The organism is Pseudomonas sp. LB3P25, from assembly GCF_054897985.1.
The window spans coordinates 5,297,182-5,314,002 of record NZ_CM142711.1; the positions used below are offsets into that span (position 1 = coordinate 5,297,182).

14 protein-coding genes are annotated in these 16,821 nt (G+C 58.5%); all 14 read right to left on the minus strand.

From position 1 onward, the window contains the following. Positions 1 to 29: 29 nt before the first annotated feature. Positions 30 to 920 (minus strand): glucose-1-phosphate thymidylyltransferase RfbA, encoded by an 891-nt coding sequence (gene rfbA / locus ACYZTW_RS24365; RefSeq protein WP_462002134.1) that lies wholly within the window; start codon positions 918 to 920, stop codon positions 30 to 32. Beyond that, positions 917 to 1,810, minus strand: coding sequence for a dTDP-4-dehydrorhamnose reductase (rfbD, locus tag ACYZTW_RS24370; protein WP_462002135.1), 894 nt, complete (start codon positions 1,808 to 1,810; stop codon positions 917 to 919). The genes rfbA and rfbD overlap by 4 nt, the downstream gene beginning before the upstream one ends. Then, on the minus strand, positions 1,807 to 2,883 hold the full coding sequence (gene rfbB / locus ACYZTW_RS24375; RefSeq protein WP_462002136.1) for a dTDP-glucose 4,6-dehydratase: 1,077 nt from the start codon (positions 2,881 to 2,883) through the stop codon (positions 1,807 to 1,809). The genes rfbD and rfbB overlap by 4 nt, the downstream gene beginning before the upstream one ends. Before the next feature lie 230 nt (positions 2,884 to 3,113). Next, complete coding sequence (locus tag ACYZTW_RS24380) at positions 3,114 to 3,353, minus strand: LapA family protein (protein WP_056744083.1); 240 nt, start codon at positions 3,351 to 3,353, stop codon at positions 3,114 to 3,116. A 27-nt stretch (positions 3,354 to 3,380) separates the two neighbouring features. Beyond that, on the minus strand, positions 3,381 to 3,677 hold the full coding sequence (ihfB, locus tag ACYZTW_RS24385; protein ID WP_003369729.1) for an integration host factor subunit beta: 297 nt from the start codon (positions 3,675 to 3,677) through the stop codon (positions 3,381 to 3,383). Positions 3,678 to 3,829: 152 nt separating this feature from the next. Then, entirely contained in the window at positions 3,830 to 4,108 is a 279-nt protein-coding gene (locus ACYZTW_RS24390; protein ID WP_462002137.1) for a hypothetical protein, read from the minus strand. Between the two features lie 218 nt (positions 4,109 to 4,326). After that, positions 4,327 to 6,021, minus strand: coding sequence for a 30S ribosomal protein S1 (gene rpsA / locus ACYZTW_RS24395; protein ID WP_140681797.1), 1,695 nt, complete (start codon positions 6,019 to 6,021; stop codon positions 4,327 to 4,329). Positions 6,022 to 6,141: 120 nt separating this feature from the next. After that, entirely contained in the window at positions 6,142 to 6,831 is a 690-nt protein-coding gene (gene cmk, locus ACYZTW_RS24400) for a (d)CMP kinase (RefSeq protein ID WP_008148720.1), read from the minus strand. Next, on the minus strand, positions 6,828 to 9,035 hold the full coding sequence (locus ACYZTW_RS24405) for a bifunctional prephenate dehydrogenase/3-phosphoshikimate 1-carboxyvinyltransferase (protein ID WP_462005834.1): 2,208 nt from the start codon (positions 9,033 to 9,035) through the stop codon (positions 6,828 to 6,830). Before ACYZTW_RS24405 ends, cmk begins: the two co-directional genes overlap by 4 nt. Before the next feature lie 28 nt (positions 9,036 to 9,063). Continuing rightward, positions 9,064 to 10,176: a histidinol-phosphate transaminase gene (hisC, locus tag ACYZTW_RS24410; protein ID WP_462002138.1), complete on the minus strand. Its 1,113-nt coding sequence runs from the start codon at positions 10,174 to 10,176 to the stop codon at positions 9,064 to 9,066. A 12-nt stretch (positions 10,177 to 10,188) separates the two neighbouring features. Next, positions 10,189 to 11,283 carry a prephenate dehydratase gene (gene pheA / locus ACYZTW_RS24415; protein ID WP_007899727.1) on the minus strand — a complete coding sequence of 365 codons (1,095 nt, stop codon included), beginning with the start codon at positions 11,281 to 11,283 and terminating at the stop codon, positions 10,189 to 10,191. Continuing rightward, positions 11,283 to 12,368: a 3-phosphoserine/phosphohydroxythreonine transaminase gene (gene serC / locus ACYZTW_RS24420; RefSeq protein WP_462002139.1), complete on the minus strand. Its 1,086-nt coding sequence runs from the start codon at positions 12,366 to 12,368 to the stop codon at positions 11,283 to 11,285. The genes pheA and serC overlap by 1 nt, the downstream gene beginning before the upstream one ends. Positions 12,369 to 12,617: 249 nt before the next feature. Further along, positions 12,618 to 15,272, minus strand: a complete 2,655-nt coding sequence (gyrA, locus tag ACYZTW_RS24425; RefSeq protein ID WP_403107353.1) for a DNA gyrase subunit A — start codon at positions 15,270 to 15,272, stop codon at positions 12,618 to 12,620. 429 nt (positions 15,273 to 15,701) lie between these two features. Then, on the minus strand, positions 15,702 to 16,778 hold the full coding sequence (mtnA, locus tag ACYZTW_RS24430) for an S-methyl-5-thioribose-1-phosphate isomerase (RefSeq protein WP_462002140.1): 1,077 nt from the start codon (positions 16,776 to 16,778) through the stop codon (positions 15,702 to 15,704). Between the last annotated feature and the right edge of the window lie 43 nt (positions 16,779 to 16,821).

A 16,821-nucleotide genomic window follows, 5' to 3' on the forward strand; every position in this document is an offset into this window, starting at 1 on the left:
CGCTAGGTTTGAAAGTAAACCCTCTCGACTCAGAGGGAACCCAAATCCAGCAGTTTTTGCAGGTACTGACCATAGCCAGTCTTCTTCAGCTTATCGGCCTGAGCGCCCAACTGCTCAGCGGTAATCCAACCGTTGTTGTAGGCGATCTCCTCCAGGCAGGCCACTTTCAAGCCTTGACGCTGCTCGATCGTGTGCACGAAGTGACTGGCTTCGAGCAACGAGTCGTGAGTCCCCGTGTCCAGCCAGGCAAAACCGCGTCCGAGCATTTCTACATTGAGGGTGTTCTGCTCGAGGTAGGCGCGGTTAACGTCGGTGATTTCCAGCTCGCCCCGCTCTGATGGCTTGATGTTCTTGGCGATCTCGACAACCTGGTTGTCGTAGAAGTACAAGCCGGTGACCGCATAACTGGATTTGGGCTTCAGCGGTTTTTCTTCGATGCTCAGGGCGCGACCGGAGGCGTCGAACTCAACCACACCGAAACGCTCGGGGTCAGACACGTGATAACCGAACACCGTAGCGCCATGCTGTTGAGAGCTGGCGGAGCGCAGGTTGTCCGAGAAGTGCTGACCGTAGAAAATGTTGTCACCCAGGATCAGACAGCAAGGATCCTTGCCAATGAACTCTTCACCGATGATGAACGCTTGCGCCAGGCCGTCCGGGCTAGGCTGTTCGGCGTAAGTCAGCTTGATGCCGTACAGGCTTCCGTCACCGAGCAGTTTACGGAAGCAGGGCAAATCTTCCGGGGTAGAGATGATCAGAATTTCGCGCATACCCGCGAGCATCAACACCGATAGCGGATAGAAGATCATCGGTTTGTCGTAGATCGGCAGCATCTGCTTGGACACGCCAAGGGTCAACGGATGCAGGCGCGTACCTGAGCCGCCGGCGAGGATGATGCCTTTACGATTTGTCGTGGTCATTTATTCAGAACTTCCCTAAGCATTCGGGTTACGCCACTTTGCCAATCCGGCAAGTGTAGAGAAAAATTGTCACGCAGCTTCTGAGTATTCAATCGCGAATTCAGAGGGCGGCGCGCAGGTGTTGGATAAGCCGTCGTTTCAATCGGATTGATCGCCGTTACGGCGAGCTGCTCGCCGTTGTCTTGGGCGAAACCGATCACATGACTGGCATAGCCGTGCCAGGACACTTCGCCACTGGCCGCCAAGTGATACAAGCCCGACAGCTCGGGACGTTGCAGAACTTGCTGAATGGCCAGCGCGGTCACGTCAGCAATCAGGTCTGCACCCGTCGGGGCTCCGATCTGGTCGGCGATAACGCTCAAGGTTTCGCGATCCTTGGCCAGACGCAGCATGGTCTTGGCGAAGTTGTTGCCGCGAGCGCCATAGACCCAGCTGGTGCGAAAGATCAGATGCTTGCAGCCCGACGCGGTAATCGCCTGTTCGCCGGCCAGTTTACTCGCGCCGTAGTGATTCACCGGGGCGACTGCATCCGACTCTTGCCACGGAGTAAAGCCCTGGCCGCTGAAGACGTAGTCAGTCGAATAATGAATCAGCCAGGCACCCAGAGTCGTGGCCTCTTCGGCCATGACTTGGCTTGCCTGACCGTTCACACGGTCGGCCAGTTCGGTCTCGGACTCAGCTTTATCAACGGCCGTGTAGGCCGCAGCGTTAACGATGACGTCGGGCTTGACCTGGCGGATCGTTGCGCGCAAGGCATCGAGATCGGACAGATCTCCGCACAAGCCATCAACCGTATGACGGTCCAGGGCGATTAACTCACCCAGCGGTGCGAGGGAGCGCTGCAGCTCCCAGCCTACCTGGCCGTTTTTTCCCAGCAGAAGTATTTTCATGCCTTGTTCGAACGATCCGCGTAGTTCTGGTCGATCCACTGCTGATAGCTGCCGCTCTTAACGTGAGCTACCCATTCAGTGTTGTTGAGGTACCACTCGACCGTTTTGCGGATGCCGGTTTCAAAGGTTTCTTCCGGCGTCCAACCCAGCTCACGCTGGATTTTGCTGGCGTCGATTGCGTAACGCTGATCGTGGCCCGGGCGGTCCTGAACGTAAGTGATCAGGCTGGCATGTGGACGGTGAGCAGAATCGGGACGCAGTTCGTCGAGCAGTGCGCACAGGGTATGCACCACTTCGATGTTTTGCTTTTCATTATGGCCCCCGATGTTGTACGTCTCGCCGATAACGCCTTCGGTCACGACTTTGTACAGTGCGCGGGCGTGGTCTTCGACGTAGAGCCAGTCGCGGACTTGGTTGCCTTTGCCGTAGACCGGCAGCGGCTTGCCTTCCAGTGCATTGAGAATGATCAGTGGGATCAACTTCTCAGGGAAATGGCATGGGCCGTAGTTGTTCGAGCAGTTGGTGACCAGGGTCGGCAAGCCGTAAGTACGGCTCCAGGCACGAACCAGGTGATCGGAACTGGCCTTGCTGGCGGAGTAAGGCGAGCTTGGCTGATACGGCGTGGTTTCGGTGAAGAGGTCTTCCGGACCTTCGAGGTCTCCGTAAACTTCGTCGGTCGAAATATGGTGAAAGCGGAAGTTGGCTTTACGCGCGTCATCCAGCGCCGCCCAATAGTGGCGTGCAGCCTCCAGCAAAGTGTAAGTGCCGATGATGTTGGTCTGGATGAACTCAGACGGACCGGAGATCGAGCGGTCAACGTGGGACTCTGCGGCCAGGTGCATGATCGCATCCGGTTGGTGTTCAAGCAGGACGCGGTCGATTTGATCGCGGTCGCAGATATCGACGCGCTCGAACACGTAACGCGAGTTCTGGCTAACTTCGGCCAATGACTCAAGATTACCGGCGTAAGTCAGCTTATCGACGTTTACGACAGAGTCGTTAGTGTTGGAGATGATATGACGGATGACTGCCGAGCCGATAAACCCGGCGCCGCCGGTTACTAGAATTTTCACGCGAAACCATACCCTTGAGTTACTGACAGGGCCGCCAACCGAGCACTGTCTAATCCATGAATGCAGAAGCCATCAAGCCAGCTGAGGCCTCTGACAGAGTCAGTCTGAACCGATGTGGGAATATGCCACTATCGGACAAGCGAAGCATTTTACAGCTTAATGACGGTTTTACTAATGGATATAGACAAAGTGTGGCTAAAGTTTAGTGCGCCTTCCGCGCCATGTCGCAATCAGACAAGGCGCTTGCGTGAAACTCTGGAAGTACGCCCCAGAAACCAGCCCAGAATCGGCCCGATCACCATCCCAATTAACAGCGCAACAACCATGACCAGCGATACCGGTAGTTGCGGCCCCGCCCAACCCAGGAACAGCAGGGAAACCGATTGCTGATTCTCGAGAACGAACGCCAGGATCGCCAAAATCAGCAACAGGACGAATACGGCGAGCAGTACGCGCTTGAGGTTACGCATGAGCGGTTCCTTGAATGGCGACGACTGTCAAAGCCCTTCCTCCTCGTCCTCGTTCACACGATCGCGCAATTCTTTGCCTGGCTTGAAATGCGGCACGAACTTGCCGTCGAGGCTGACGGACTGACCAGTTTTTGGATTGCGACCTACGCGAGGCGCGCGGTAGTGCAAGGAGAAGCTGCCAAACCCACGGATCTCGATGCGATCACCGGTGGCCAGACATTGGGACATTTGTTCGAGCATGGTCTTGATGGCCAGCTCCACATCCTTGGATGAGAGCAGCCCTTGATGGGTGACAATTCGTTCGATCAACTCCGACTTCGTCATATTTTTCCCTTCTTTTTCAAGCAGCTAGATCAGCGCTTCAAAGGTTTTAGCACGCCCGGATGAATTTGAACAGCCCGAGTTTTTGACATACTCCACCAGCAATGAGATGCACTCCTCCAGCGCATCGGAACGCTGATCGTACACTCACGCACTCATCTACAGATCACCAGCATGGTGCGCGTCAGATAGCCCGCGGGATTAAAGCCAAAGGGGTACTCATCCTCGTCTTTAGCATCATCGGACCGGGCTATAACTTTATAGCCCGCCCCCATGCACTCCTTGTTCGCTCGCTTGCGACACTTCTCCCATCCCGACCCCAGCCCCGAACAATCGATCTCGATGCCACTGACCCCACGCACTGCGTGAGTCTTGGCATTAGTGGTACAGCCCGCCAATGTCAGTACTGCTATGACGACAATGAGCTTGTTCATTCACTTCCTTAGGCTGGACACGCCGCCCGACGGTCGTTCGCTTCAAGCTAAAGACTAGCTGTAAATAAGCGATTGATCCGATTAAAGAAAGAGACAACTTGCCGGGAGGTTTGGTTTCACGGCAAACAATCGCAGCGCCACGAAACCATCAAAATCACCAAATCGCAGGCACAAAAAAGGGCGACCGAAGTCGCCCTTTTTCTATGGTCTGACAGAACTTAGTTCTGTTTTTCCATTTGTGCACGCAACAGGTCGCCCAGAGTGGTAGGACCAGGAGCAGCGGTATCCGAAGCTGGCTTGTCGCGCAGGCTTTGGATGGCTTCTTTCTCTTCTTCAACGTCTTTCGACTTGATGGAGAGCTGGATTACACGGCTCTTGCGGTCAACGCTGATGATCTTGGCTTCTACTTCTTCGCCTTCTTTCAGAACGTTGCGCGCGTCTTCAACGCGGTCACGGCTGATTTCGGAGGCTTTCAGAGTCGCTTCGATATCGTCGGCCAGAGTGATGATGGCGCCTTTAGCGTCAACTTCTTTCACGATGCCTTTAACGATTGCGCCTTTGTCGTTCTCTTGAACGTACTCGGAGAACGGATCGCTTTCCAGTTGCTTGATACCCAGGGAGATACGCTCGCGCTCTGGGTCAACCGACAGGATAACGGTGTCCAGCTCGTCGCCCTTCTTGAAGCGGCGAACGGCTTCTTCGCCCACTTCGTTCCAGGAGATGTCGGACAGGTGAACCAGACCGTCGATGCCGCCGTCCAGACCAATGAAGATACCGAAATCGGTGATCGACTTGATGGTGCCGGAGATTTTATCGCCCTTGTTGAACTGGCCAGAGAAATCTTCCCATGGGTTAGATTTGCACTGCTTGATGCCGAGGGAGATACGACGACGCTCTTCGTCGATGTCCAGAACCATAACTTCCACTTCGTCGCCGACTTGTACGACTTTCGAAGGGTGGATGTTCTTGTTGGTCCAGTCCATTTCGGAAACGTGCACCAGACCTTCAACGCCTTCTTCCAGCTCAGCGAAGCAGCCGTAGTCGGTCAGGTTGGTTACACGAGCGGTAACGCGAGTGCTTTCTGGGTAACGGGCTTTGATAGCAACCCATGGATCTTCGCCCAGTTGCTTGAGGCCCAGGGAAACACGATTGCGTTCGCGATCGTACTTCAGAACCTTGACATCGATCTCGTCGCCAACGTTGACGATTTCGGAAGGATGCTTGATACGCTTCCAAGCCATGTCGGTAATGTGCAGCAGGCCATCGACGCCACCCAGATCGACGAATGCGCCGTAATCGGTGAGGTTTTTGACGATACCTTTGACTTGTTGACCTTCCTGCAGGGATTCCAGCAGAGCTTCACGCTCAGCGGAGTTCTCGGCTTCGAGGACGCTACGACGGGAAACGACAACGTTGTTGCGTTTCTGGTCGAGTTTGATGACCTTGAATTCCAGCTCTTTGCCTTCCAGGTGCGTGGTGTCGCGCACTGGACGGACGTCAACCAGAGAACCTGGCAGGAACGCACGGATGCCGTTAACGTCGACAGTGAAGCCGCCTTTAACCTTACCGTTGATAACGCCCTTGACCACTTCTTCGGCTGCGAAGGCTGCTTCCAGAACAATCCAGCATTCAGCGCGCTTGGCTTTTTCACGGGACAGCTTGGTTTCACCAAAGCCGTCTTCAACCGAGTCCAGAGCAACGTGAACTTCGTCACCGACGTTGATAGTCAGTTCGCCAGCATCGTTGTAGAACTGCTCAAGCGGGATGAGTGCTTCAGACTTCAGGCCAGCGTGAACGGTTACCCAGCGAGCTTGGTAATCGATATCAACGATAACACCGGTGATGATGGAGCCTGCCTGAAGGTTCAGGGTTTTTAGGCTTTCTTCAAAGAGTTCCGCAAAGCTTTCGCTCATTTTAATTCCTGTTGAATAAGGGCGAAGGATACGCCCATCTCCACATCCCAGACGACGTGGGTTATGTTCATTTGAAGAAACGGCGCAGGACTATGACTGGTCCCCTGAGTCGCTTCTTGGTCACCCGGCGATATCGCGAATGGCGATTTCACTCATGATGCGTTCCAGCACCTGATCGATGGATAATTCCGTGGAATCCAGCTGTATGGCGTCAGCCGCCGGTTTGAGCGGGGCTACCGCTCGCTGGGTGTCACGCTCATCGCGGACACGTATCTCATCTAGCAGACTCGACAGACTAACACCATCGACTTTGCCCTTCAACTGCAAGTATCGACGGCGCGCACGCTCCTCGGCACTGGCAGTGAGGAATATCTTCAGCGGCGCATCCGGGAAAACCACCGTGCCCATGTCGCGGCCATCGGCCACCAGACCCGGAGCCTCCTGAAACGCCCGCTGGCGCTGGAGCAGCGCATCACGCACTGCCGGCAGCGCAGCGACCTGGGAAGCCCAGGCGCCGACCTGTTCGTTACGCAGATCATCAGTGACATCGTCACCTTCAAGTATGATCCGCTGCGGATGACCTTCGGTCGCACCGACGAATTGCACGTCCAGATGAGCGGCCAGCAGTTTCAGCGACTCTTCATTGGTCAGATCCACGCCATGGTTGCGCGCGGCGAATGCCAACAGACGGTACAGCGCACCCGAATCCAGCAGGCACCAGCCCAGACGCTTGGCCAGAATCCCGGCAATAGTGCCCTTGCCCGAACCGCTAGGCCCGTCGATGGTGATGACCGGTGGCTTGATAATCACGACTGAGCCTCTTGTGCAACACGGATGCCGACCTGCGCGCACAGCGCGAGGAAGTTCGGGAACGACGTCGCGACGTTGGCGCAATCATGGATGCGGATCGGCGCAGTGGCGCGCAGCGAAGCCACGCTGAAGGCCATGGCAATCCGGTGATCGCCGTGCCCGTGCACTTCGCCGCCGCCGATCTGGCCGCCGTCGATGATGATGCCGTCCGGGGTCGGTTCGCATTTGACACCCAGCGCCAGCAAGCCATCCGCCATGACCTGAATCCGGTCCGACTCTTTAACCCGCAGCTCTTCGGCGCCACGCAGGATGGTGCGCCCTTCGGCACAGGCGGCGGCCACGAACAGCACCGGGAATTCGTCGATGGCCAGCGGAACCAGCGCTTCGGGAATCTCGATACCTTTGAGTTTAGCTGCACGTACGCGCAGATCTGCGACCGGTTCGCCGCCGACTTCACGCTGGTTTTCCAGGGTGATGTCAGCGCCCATCAGACGCAGAATATCGATCACACCGGTACGGGTCGGGTTGATGCCGACGTGCTCAAGCACCAGCTCCGAACCTTCGGCGATCGACGCGGCCACCAGGAAGAACGCCGACGACGAGATATCGCCCGGCACTTCAATGTGGGTCGCGGTCAGCTTGTGGCCGGACTCGACCGACGCGGTCGCACCGTTGACGCTGACCGGGTAGCCGAAGCCACGCAGCATGCGCTCGGTGTGGTCGCGGGTTGGAGCTGGCTCGGTGACGGTGGTTTTGCCTTCGGCGTACAAACCCGCCAGCAGCAGGCAGGATTTAACCTGGGCACTGGCCATTGGCATGGTGTAAGTCAGGCCTTTGAGCTTGTTGCCGCCGCGAATAGTCATCGGCGGACGACCTTCAGCAGCGGTCTCGATCACAGCGCCCATTTCACGCAGCGGATTGGCCACGCGATTCATCGGACGCTTGGACAACGAAGCATCGCCCGTCAGCGTGCTGTCGAAGTTCTGCGCAGCCAACAGGCCAGACAGCAGACGCATCGATGTGCCGGAGTTGCCCAGATAGATCGGGCCCGGCGCAGGCTTCAGACCATGCAGGCCGACGCCGTGAATGGTCACGCGACCGTGGTGCGGACCTTCGATCACGACGCCCATGTCGCGGAAGGCTTGCAAGGTTGCCAGGGCGTCTTCGCCCTCGAGGAAACCTTCCACTTCGGTGACGCCTTCAGCCAGGGAGCCGAGCATGATCGAACGGTGGGAAATCGATTTGTCGCCCGGTACACGAATCCGCCCAGTCAGGCGGCCACCAGGTTGTGCCAGGAAAATCAGGTCGTTGGAATTCATAGCGTCCACATAGGCCCGGCGGGCCAGGATTTTACTGAAATGCTCGCGGGCAACCCGGGCGCGAGTGAACACGCCCAACAACTGGTGCCCATCCCCTGCATCGACCGCGTCGCGCAAGGCGTCGAGGTCGCTGCGAAATGTATCGAGTGTGCGCAGGACAGCTTCGCGGTTGGCGAGGAAGATGTCGTGCCACATGACCGGGTCGCTACCCGCGATTCTTGTGAAATCACGGAAACCGCCCGCAGCGTAACGGAAGATCTCAAGGTTTTCATTGCGCTTGGCCAACGAATCGACCAAACCGAACGCCAACAAGTGCGGCAGATGGCTGGTCGCCGCCAACACTTCGTCGTGACGCTCGACCTGCATGTGCTCGACATCGGCGCCCAATTCGCACCACAAACGGTCGACCACTGCCAGCGCTGCCGGATCAGTCTGATCCAGCGGCGTCAAAATCACTTTATGGCGACGGAACAGTTCGGCATTGGAGGCTTCCACCCCGCTCTGCTCGGAACCGGCAATCGGATGCCCCGGCACGAAACGCGCCGGCATGCCACCAAACGCTTCGGTTGCCGCGCGCACCACATTGCCTTTGGCGCTGCCGACGTCAGTCAGAATCGCTTGGCCCAAGTCCATGCCAGCCAATCGGCCGAGCATTTTTTCCATGGCAAGGATCGGCACGGCCAGTTGAATCACGTCGGCGCCCTGGCAAGCAGCGGCCAGGTCTTCTTCACAGCGATCCACCACACCCAACTCAACCGCCAGTTTGCGCGACTGCGGGTCGAGATCGACCCCGACTACTTCGCGGCACAGGCCGCTTTCACGCAAACCCTTGGCAAACGAACCGCCGATCAGCCCCAGACCGACCACCACCAGGCGACCGATCATAGGCTCAGCAGATTGCAGTGCAGTGACATCAACCACGAGCCAGAACCTTGGTCAGCGCCTCAAGGAAGCGGCTGTTTTCAGCCGGCAAACCGATGGTGATGCGCAAGTGGTTCGGCATGCCGTAATTGGCCACCGGACGCACGATCACGCCTTCGCGCAGCAAGCCCTGGAAGACCGGTGCCGCAACACGACCCAGATCGACGCAGATGAAGTTGCCCTTGGACGGAATCCAGCTCAACCCCAGCTCACGGAAACCCGCTTGCAGTTGCTGCATGCCGGATTCGTTCAGGCGACGGCTTTCAGCCAGGTACTCGGTGTCTTGCAGCGCAGCACACGCTGCGGCGAGGGCCAGGCTGTTGACGTTGAATGGCTGACGCACGCGGTTCAGCACATCCGCCACCACCGCAGTGGACAAGCCATAGCCGACCCGCAACGCCGCCAGGCCATAGGCCTTGGAGAACGTGCGAGAAACCAGCAGGTTCGGGTAAGCCGCCAAGAAATCCAGGCCATCCGGCAAGTCGCTGCCTTCGGCGTATTCGATGTAGGCCTCGTCCAGCACCACCAGCACGTGTTCCGGTACGTCCTGCAGGAATTCGTCCAGCGCCTCGGCGCCAAACCAGGTCCCGGTCGGGTTGTTCGGGTTGGCGATGAACACCACGCGGGTATCGGCATCGATCGCGGCCAGCATGGCCGACAGATCATGGCCCCAGTCTTTGGCCGGGATCACTTTGGCCGTAGCGCCGACAGCTTGCGTGACGATCGGATAGACCGCAAACGCGTGCTCGCTGAACACGGCATTCAGACCCGGCGCCAGATAGGCACGAGCGACCAGCTCCAGGATGTCGTTGGAACCGTTGCCCAGCGTCACCTGATTGAGCTCGACGCGGCACTGATCGGCCAGCAGGGTCTTGAGCGCAAAACCGTTGCCGTCCGGATAACGGGTCAGCTCGGCCAGCGCTTCGTGAATCGCTGCCAGAGCCTTGGGACTGGCGCCCAATGGATTTTCGTTGCTCGCCAGTTTGACGATGCTGGCCGGATCGATGTTCAGCTCGCGCGCCAGTTCGTCCACGGGCTTGCCCGGAACGTAAGGCGAAAGTTGTTGCACGCCCGGCTGTGCCAGAGCGAGGAAGTCACCACTCATTTGCTACCGCCCTTAGAGAACTGCTTTCGGGTAGGAACCCAGCACTTTGAGTGCCACTGCTTCCTGACTGATCTTTTCCAACACACCTTTGACCAGCGGGTCGCGGTGGTGGCCGACGAAGTCGATGAAGAACACGTAGGTCCATTTACCGCTGCGCGACGGACGCGTTTCGATGCGCGTCAGGTCGATGCCGTTGTCGTGGAACGGCACCAGCAATTCGTGAAGTGCGCCGGGTTTGTTGCTCATGGAGACGATGATCGAGGTCTTGTCGTCGCCGGTCGGCGGCACCTCCTGGCTGCCGATCATCAGGAATCGCGTGGAGTTGTCCGGGCGATCCTCGATTTTCTCGGCCAGACGGGTCAGCCCGTACAAGCCTGCGGCCATGTCGCCGGCAATCGCCGCCGAGTTCCACTCACCCTTGACCCGCTTGGCCGCTTCGGCGTTGCTGGACACTGCCACGCGCTCGACATTCGGATAATGGGCGTCCAGCCACTTGCGGCACTGGGCCAGGGACTGGGCGTGGGAATAGATGCGGCTGATGCTGTCGGTCTTGGTGTTTTCACCGACCAACAAGTGGTGGTGAATTCGCAACTCGACTTCGCCACAGATCACCATGTCGTGTTCGAGGAAGCTGTCGAGGGTGTGGTTGACCGCGCCTTCGGTGGAGTTTTCCACCGGGACCACGCCAAAGTTCACCGCACCGGCCGCCACTTCACGGAACACTTCGTCGATCGCTGCCATCGGCTTGCTGATCACCGCGTGGCCGAAGTGCTTCATGGCTGCGGCTTGGGTGAAGGTGCCTTCAGGGCCGAGGTACGCCACTTTCAACGGCTGCTCGAGGGCCAGGCACGAGGACATGATTTCGCGGAACAGCCGCGCCATCTCTTCGTTGCCCAGCGGCCCCTGGTTACGCTCCATCACGCGTTTGAGCACCTGAGCTTCGCGCTCAGGACGATAGAACACCGGCACTTCGCCTTCGGCCAGCGAGGCCATCTTTACTCGCGCAACTTCTTGGGCGCAGCGTGCGCGCTCACTGATCAGCTCCAGGACTTTCTCGTCCAGGGCATCAATGCGCAGGCGCAGTGCCTTGAGTTCTTGCTCAGACATTAGCCGTGTTCCTTCTCGAACTCTGCCATGTACGAAACCAGTGCGTTGACCGCAACGATGTCGACGGCGTTATAGATGGAGGCACGCATGCCACCCACAGAACGGTGACCCTTGAGGTTCAACAGGCCACGCTCTTCGGCACCGACCAGGAATGGCTTGTCGAGACGGTCGTCAGCCAGACGGAACGGCACGTTCATCCACGAGCGATCCGACTTGTTGATCGGGTTGCTGTACAAGCCGCTGGCGTCGATGAAGTCGTACAGCGTGCGCTGTTTCACTTCGTTGAGCTTGCCGATGGCTTCAACACCACCCTGCTCTTTCAGCCACTCGAATACCAGACCCGAGAGGTACCAGGCCAGGGTTGGCGGGGTGTTGTACATCGAGCCGTTGTCGGCCGCGACCTTGTAGTTGAGCATGGTCGGGCACAGGGAACGGGCGTGACCCAGCAGGTCTTCGCGAACGATGTTCACGACCACGCCGCTCGGGCCGATGTTTTTCTGGGCACCGGCGTAGATCATGCCGAAGCGCGAAACATCGATCGGACGCGAGAGAATGTCGGAAGACATGTCGGCCACCAGCGGAACATCACCGGTTTCCGGGACCCAGTTGAATTCCAGACCGCCGATGGTTTCGTTCGGCGCGTAGTGAACGTAGGCCGCGTCGGCAGACAGGTTCCATTCGTTCTGACCGGGAATAGCGAAATAGTCGTAAGGCTTGGCGGTGGCGGCGACGTTGACGCGACCGTAGCGCGAAGCTTCTTCGATGGCTTTCTGCGACCAGATACCGGTGTCGATATAGTCGGCGGTGCCGCTTTCCGGCAACAGGTTCAGAGGAATCTGAGCAAATTGCTGGCTGGCGCCACCTTGCAGAAACAGCACTTTATAGTTCGAGGGGATATCCAGCAGATCACGCAGATCCTGCTCGGCCTTGGTGGCGATGGACACGAACTCATCACTGCGATGGCTCATTTCCATGACCGACAGGCCCTTGCCGTGCCAATCAAGGAGTTCACCCTGGGCGCGCTGCAGGACAGCTTCGGGAAGTGCCGCAGGACCGGCACAGAAGTTATAGGCTCTCTTGCTCACATCCAATCTCGCTCTGATTTGGTGGTATCACGCAATAAATCACAACATCAATCGACACTGGTCCCTGCTGAAGCAAATATTTGTGGGAGCGAGCCTGCTCGCGATTGCATCACCGCGGTGCTTCGGACGTATCGCGGCGCCTGCATCGCGAGCAGGCTCGCTCCCACAAGGGATCTCCAAAAGGTGTCGATATTTCATTATGGACAAACAACAAGGGGGCGAATCTTCATCCGCCCCCTGTCTGTCCGCTTACTCCTGTGGTTCTTCGTCAGCGGCGGCGTCGAGTTGCTGATCTTCAACAACGTCGTCGATTACGACTTCGCCGTCGAACACCGCCCCCTCTTCACCTTCCAACTCTTCACCTTCGACTTCCGACGGCTCCTGAACCCGCTCCAGACCTACCAGCGTTTCATCGCTGGCCAGTTTGATGAGGGTCACGCCCTGGGTGTTACGACCCAGACTGGAGACTTCGTCGACGCGGGTACGAACCAGTGTGCCTTGGTCGGAAATCAGCATGATTTCCTCGCCGTCGAGCACCTGGACTGCACCGACCAGTCGACCGTTACGGTCGTTGCTGACCATGGCGATAACGCCCTGACCGCCACGTTTGTACTCAGGGAACTCGGTGATCGCCGTGCGCTTGCCGAAACCACGGGCCGAAGCGGTCAGGATCTGGCTGCCTTCTTCCGGGATCAGCATGGAAATCAGCTTCTGGCCTTCCGGCAGACGCATGCCGCGGACACCGCGAGCGGTACGGCCCATGGCGCGAACGTCGGTTTCCTTGAAGCGAGTGACCTTGCCGCCGTCGGAGAACAGCATGACTTCGCGCTCGCCATCGGTAATGGCGGCAGAGATCAGTACGTCGCCTTCGTCCAGCTCCAGTGCGATCAGGCCGACGCTGCGTTGACGACTGAAGGATTCCAGCGGGGTCTTCTTCACGGTGCCTTTGGCAGTGGCCATGAAGATGAAGTGACCTTCGGTGTACTCGTCGACCGGCAACATGGTGGTGATGTATTCATCACTGTCCAGCGGCAGCAGGTTAACCAACGGACGACCACGGGCCGCGCGGGAGGCTTCCGGGATTTCGTAGGTTTTCAGCCAGTACACTTTGCCCTTGCTGGAGAACAGCAGCAGCGTGGTGTGGCTGTTGGCGACCAGTAGGTGAGCGATGTAGTCCTCATCCTTGACGCCGGTAGCCGATTTGCCTTTACCGCCACGACGCTGAGCCTGGTACGCAGCCAATGGCTGGGTCTTGGCGTAGCCACCGTGGGAAATGGTCACGACGCGCTCTTCTTCCGGGATCATGTCACCCAGGGTCAGGTCGAGACGGGCATCGAGAATCTCGGTGCGACGCACATCGCCGTATTCGGCGCGGATCACTTCCAGCTCTTCGCGGATCACTTCCATCAGGCGCGTGGCGCTGCTGAGGATGCGGATCAGCTCGCCGATCTGGTTGAGGATCTCTTGATACTCGGCCAGCAGCTTTTCGTGTTCCAGACCGGTCAGACGGTGCAGACGCAGTTCCAGAATGGCTTGCGCCTGTTCCGGCGACAGGAAGTACTTGCCTTCGCGCAGACCGTATTGCGGGTCCAGGGTCTCTGGACGGCACGAATCGGCGCCGGCACGTTCAACCATCGCGACCACGGCGGACGATTCCCACGCAGTCTTGATCAGCGCTTCCTTGGCTTCCGACGGGGTCGGCGAAGCCTTGATCAGGGCGATGACCGGGTCGATGTTCGACAGGGCAACTGCTTGACCTTCCAGAATGTGGCCACGTTCGCGGGCTTTACGCAGTTCGAACACGGTACGGCGGGTAACGACTTCGCGACGGTGACGAACGAAGGCTTCCAGCAGGTCCTTGAGGTTCAGGATCCGCGGACGGCCGTCGATCAGCGCGACGATGTTGATACCGAACACCGCTTGCAGCTGGGTCTGGGCGTAGAGGTTGTTGAGAATCACCTCAGGCACTTCGCCGCGACGCAGTTCGATCACGACGCGCATACCGTCCTTGTCGGACTCGTCGCGCAGTTCGGTGATGCCTTCGAGCTTCTTCTCTTTTACCAGCTCGGCGATCTTCTCGATCAGACGGGCCTTGTTCAGCTGGTAAGGGAGTTCGGTGATGACGATCTGCTGACGGCCACCGACCTTGTCGATGTCTTCGATCATCGAGCGGGCGCGCATGTAAATGCGGCCGCGACCGGTGCGGTAGGCTTCGATGATGCCGGCGCGACCATTGATGATCGCGGCGGTCGGGAAGTCCGGACCAGGGATGTATTGCATCAGCTCATCGATGGTCAACTCAGGGTTGTCGATGAGTGCCAGGCAACCGTCGATGACTTCACCGAGGTTGTGCGGCGGGATGTTGGTCGCCATGCCCACGGCGATACCGCTGGAGCCGTTGACTAACAGGTTGGGAATACGGGTCGGCATGACCGCCGGGATCATTTCGGTGCCGTCGTAGTTCGGCACCCAGTCCACGGTTTCTTTGTGCAGGTCAGCCAGCAGCTCGTGCGCCAGCTTGGTCATGCGCACTTCGGTGTATCGCATGGCTGCGGCGTTGTCGCCGTCCACGGAACCGAAGTTGCCCTGACCGTCTACCAGCAGGTAACGCAGCGAGAATGGCTGCGCCATCCGAACGATGGTGTCGTACACCGCGGTATCACCGTGAGGGTGATACTTACCGATCACGTCGCCGACAACACGGGCAGATTTCTTGTACGGCTTGTTGAAGTCGTTGCCCAGCTCGCTCATCGCGAACAGCACACGCCGGTGCACGGGCTTCAAGCCATCGCGCGCATCCGGCAGTGCCCGCCCGACAATTACGCTCATCGCGTAGTCGAGGTAGGACTGCTTCAGCTCGTCTTCGATATTGACCGGGAGGATTTCTTTGGCCAGTTCGCCCATGAGAAGCCTGATTCCTTTTTCTGGTGAAACTTCGTCACATCCATATGGGACGAACGAAGCTCGCCGCTGCAGGCTGAGTGCCATGCACCGACTTACGACAAATCAACGAGTTATGCCATGGATCTGCGCAGTAAAGGCAGCCACATCGGGCTACCTTGGAAACCGCCGGATGTTATCACAAGAGCCGCCACGCACCTATCCCCCTGATGCGCATGGAGCATAGTTAGTTGACCGGTGACAGGCTTAACGGGGACGAGAGAGGCTTAGAGCCCTTTTGAATGAAGAATTTCGGGGTGAATGGGGGGAGTTCGGTGACTGTTATGACCCCTTCGCGAGCAGGCTCGCTCCCACATTGGATCTGCGTCGTCCACAAATCCCCTGTGGGAGCGAGCCTGCTCGCGAAGGCTTTCTAACTGACGACAGCGATCATTAATGCAGACGCTTGCGGCACATCAACTGCGCCATTTTCGCGGTGTCCGGACGCTCGACGATGCCCTTTTCGGTAACGATCGCATCGATCAGGTCAGCCGGGGTCACGTCGAATACCGGGTTGAACGCATCGACATCCGCCCCGACCCGCTTGCCGCCGACTTCCAGCAACTCGCGACCATCGCGCTCTTCAATCGGGATTTCATCACCGCTGGCCAGGTTCATGTCGATGGTCGAACTCGGCGCCACCACCATGAAGCGCACGCCGTGGTGCATGGCGTTCACCGCCAGCTGATAGGTACCGATCTTGTTGGCCACGTCGCCATTGGCGGTGATCCGGTCAGCGCCGACGATCACCCAGGTGATGCCCTTGGTCTTCATGATGTGGGCAGCGGCGGAGTCCGCGTTGAGCGTCACGGGAATGCCTTCGTTGGCCAGTTCCCACGCGGTCAACCGCGAACCTTGCAGCCATGGACGGGTTTCGTCGGCATAGACACGCTCGACCATGCCTTCAATGAAAGCGCCACGGATGACGCCAAGCGCCGTGCCAAAGCCGCCGGTGGCCAGTGCGCCGGTGTTGCAGTGCGTCAGAATCGCCTGGGCGTTGCCCTGGTGCTTGCGGATCAGGTCCACACCCAGTTGCGCCATGGTCAGGTTGGCTTCGCGATCACTCTCGTGAATGGCGATAGCCTCCGCCTCCAGCACCGCCAGCGGATCGGCGTGATGCTTCAGACGCTCAAGCCGGTCGCGCATGCGGCCCAGGGCCCAGAACAGGTTAACCGCGGTCGGACGGGAATCGGCGAGCAGCGCGAAATCATCTTCCAGCGCCGCCTGCCAGTCACCGCCCTCGGCAAACCGCGCGCGGGCCGCCAGCACAACACCATAGGCGGCACTGATGCCAATCGCCGGCGCGCCGCGCACCACCATCGAACGAATGGCCTCGGCCACACCAGCAGCGCTGGTGTAGGCGATCCAGGTTTCCTCGAACGGCAAAATACGCTGATCCAGCAGGTAAAGGGCGCCATCACGCCAATCGATGGCCTTCACCTTTTCCGCAGCCAACAGTCGATCGCGCATCCCTCACCCCGTACTCATGAACAAAAGCCGTCGATTATAGCGA

Excerpts from the sequence above, each read along its gene's own strand:
- rfbA (WP_462002134.1), bottom strand. The coding sequence starts at position 920 with ATGACCACGACAAATCGTAAAGGCATCATCCTCGCCGGCGGCTCAGGT.
- rfbD (WP_462002135.1), bottom strand. The coding sequence starts at position 1,810 with ATGAAAATACTTCTGCTGGGAAAAAACGGCCAGGTAGGCTGGGAGCTG.
- ACYZTW_RS24380 (WP_056744083.1), bottom strand. The coding sequence starts at position 3,353 with ATGCGTAACCTCAAGCGCGTACTGCTCGCCGTATTCGTCCTGTTGCTG.
- ihfB (WP_003369729.1), bottom strand. The coding sequence starts at position 3,677 with ATGACGAAGTCGGAGTTGATCGAACGAATTGTCACCCATCAAGGGCTG.
- ACYZTW_RS24390 (WP_462002137.1), bottom strand. The coding sequence starts at position 4,108 with ATGAACAAGCTCATTGTCGTCATAGCAGTACTGACATTGGCGGGCTGT.
- rpsA (WP_140681797.1), bottom strand. The coding sequence starts at position 6,021 with ATGAGCGAAAGCTTTGCGGAACTCTTTGAAGAAAGCCTAAAAACCCTG.
- ACYZTW_RS24405 (WP_462005834.1), bottom strand. The coding sequence starts at position 9,035 with ATGATCGGTCGCCTGGTGGTGGTCGGTCTGGGGCTGATCGGCGGTTCG.
- hisC (WP_462002138.1), bottom strand. The coding sequence starts at position 10,176 with ATGAGTGGTGACTTCCTCGCTCTGGCACAGCCGGGCGTGCAACAACTT.
- pheA (WP_007899727.1), bottom strand. The coding sequence starts at position 11,283 with ATGTCTGAGCAAGAACTCAAGGCACTGCGCCTGCGCATTGATGCCCTG.
- gyrA (WP_403107353.1), bottom strand. The coding sequence starts at position 15,272 with ATGGGCGAACTGGCCAAAGAAATCCTCCCGGTCAATATCGAAGACGAG.
- mtnA (WP_462002140.1), bottom strand. The coding sequence starts at position 16,778 with ATGCGCGATCGACTGTTGGCTGCGGAAAAGGTGAAGGCCATCGATTGG.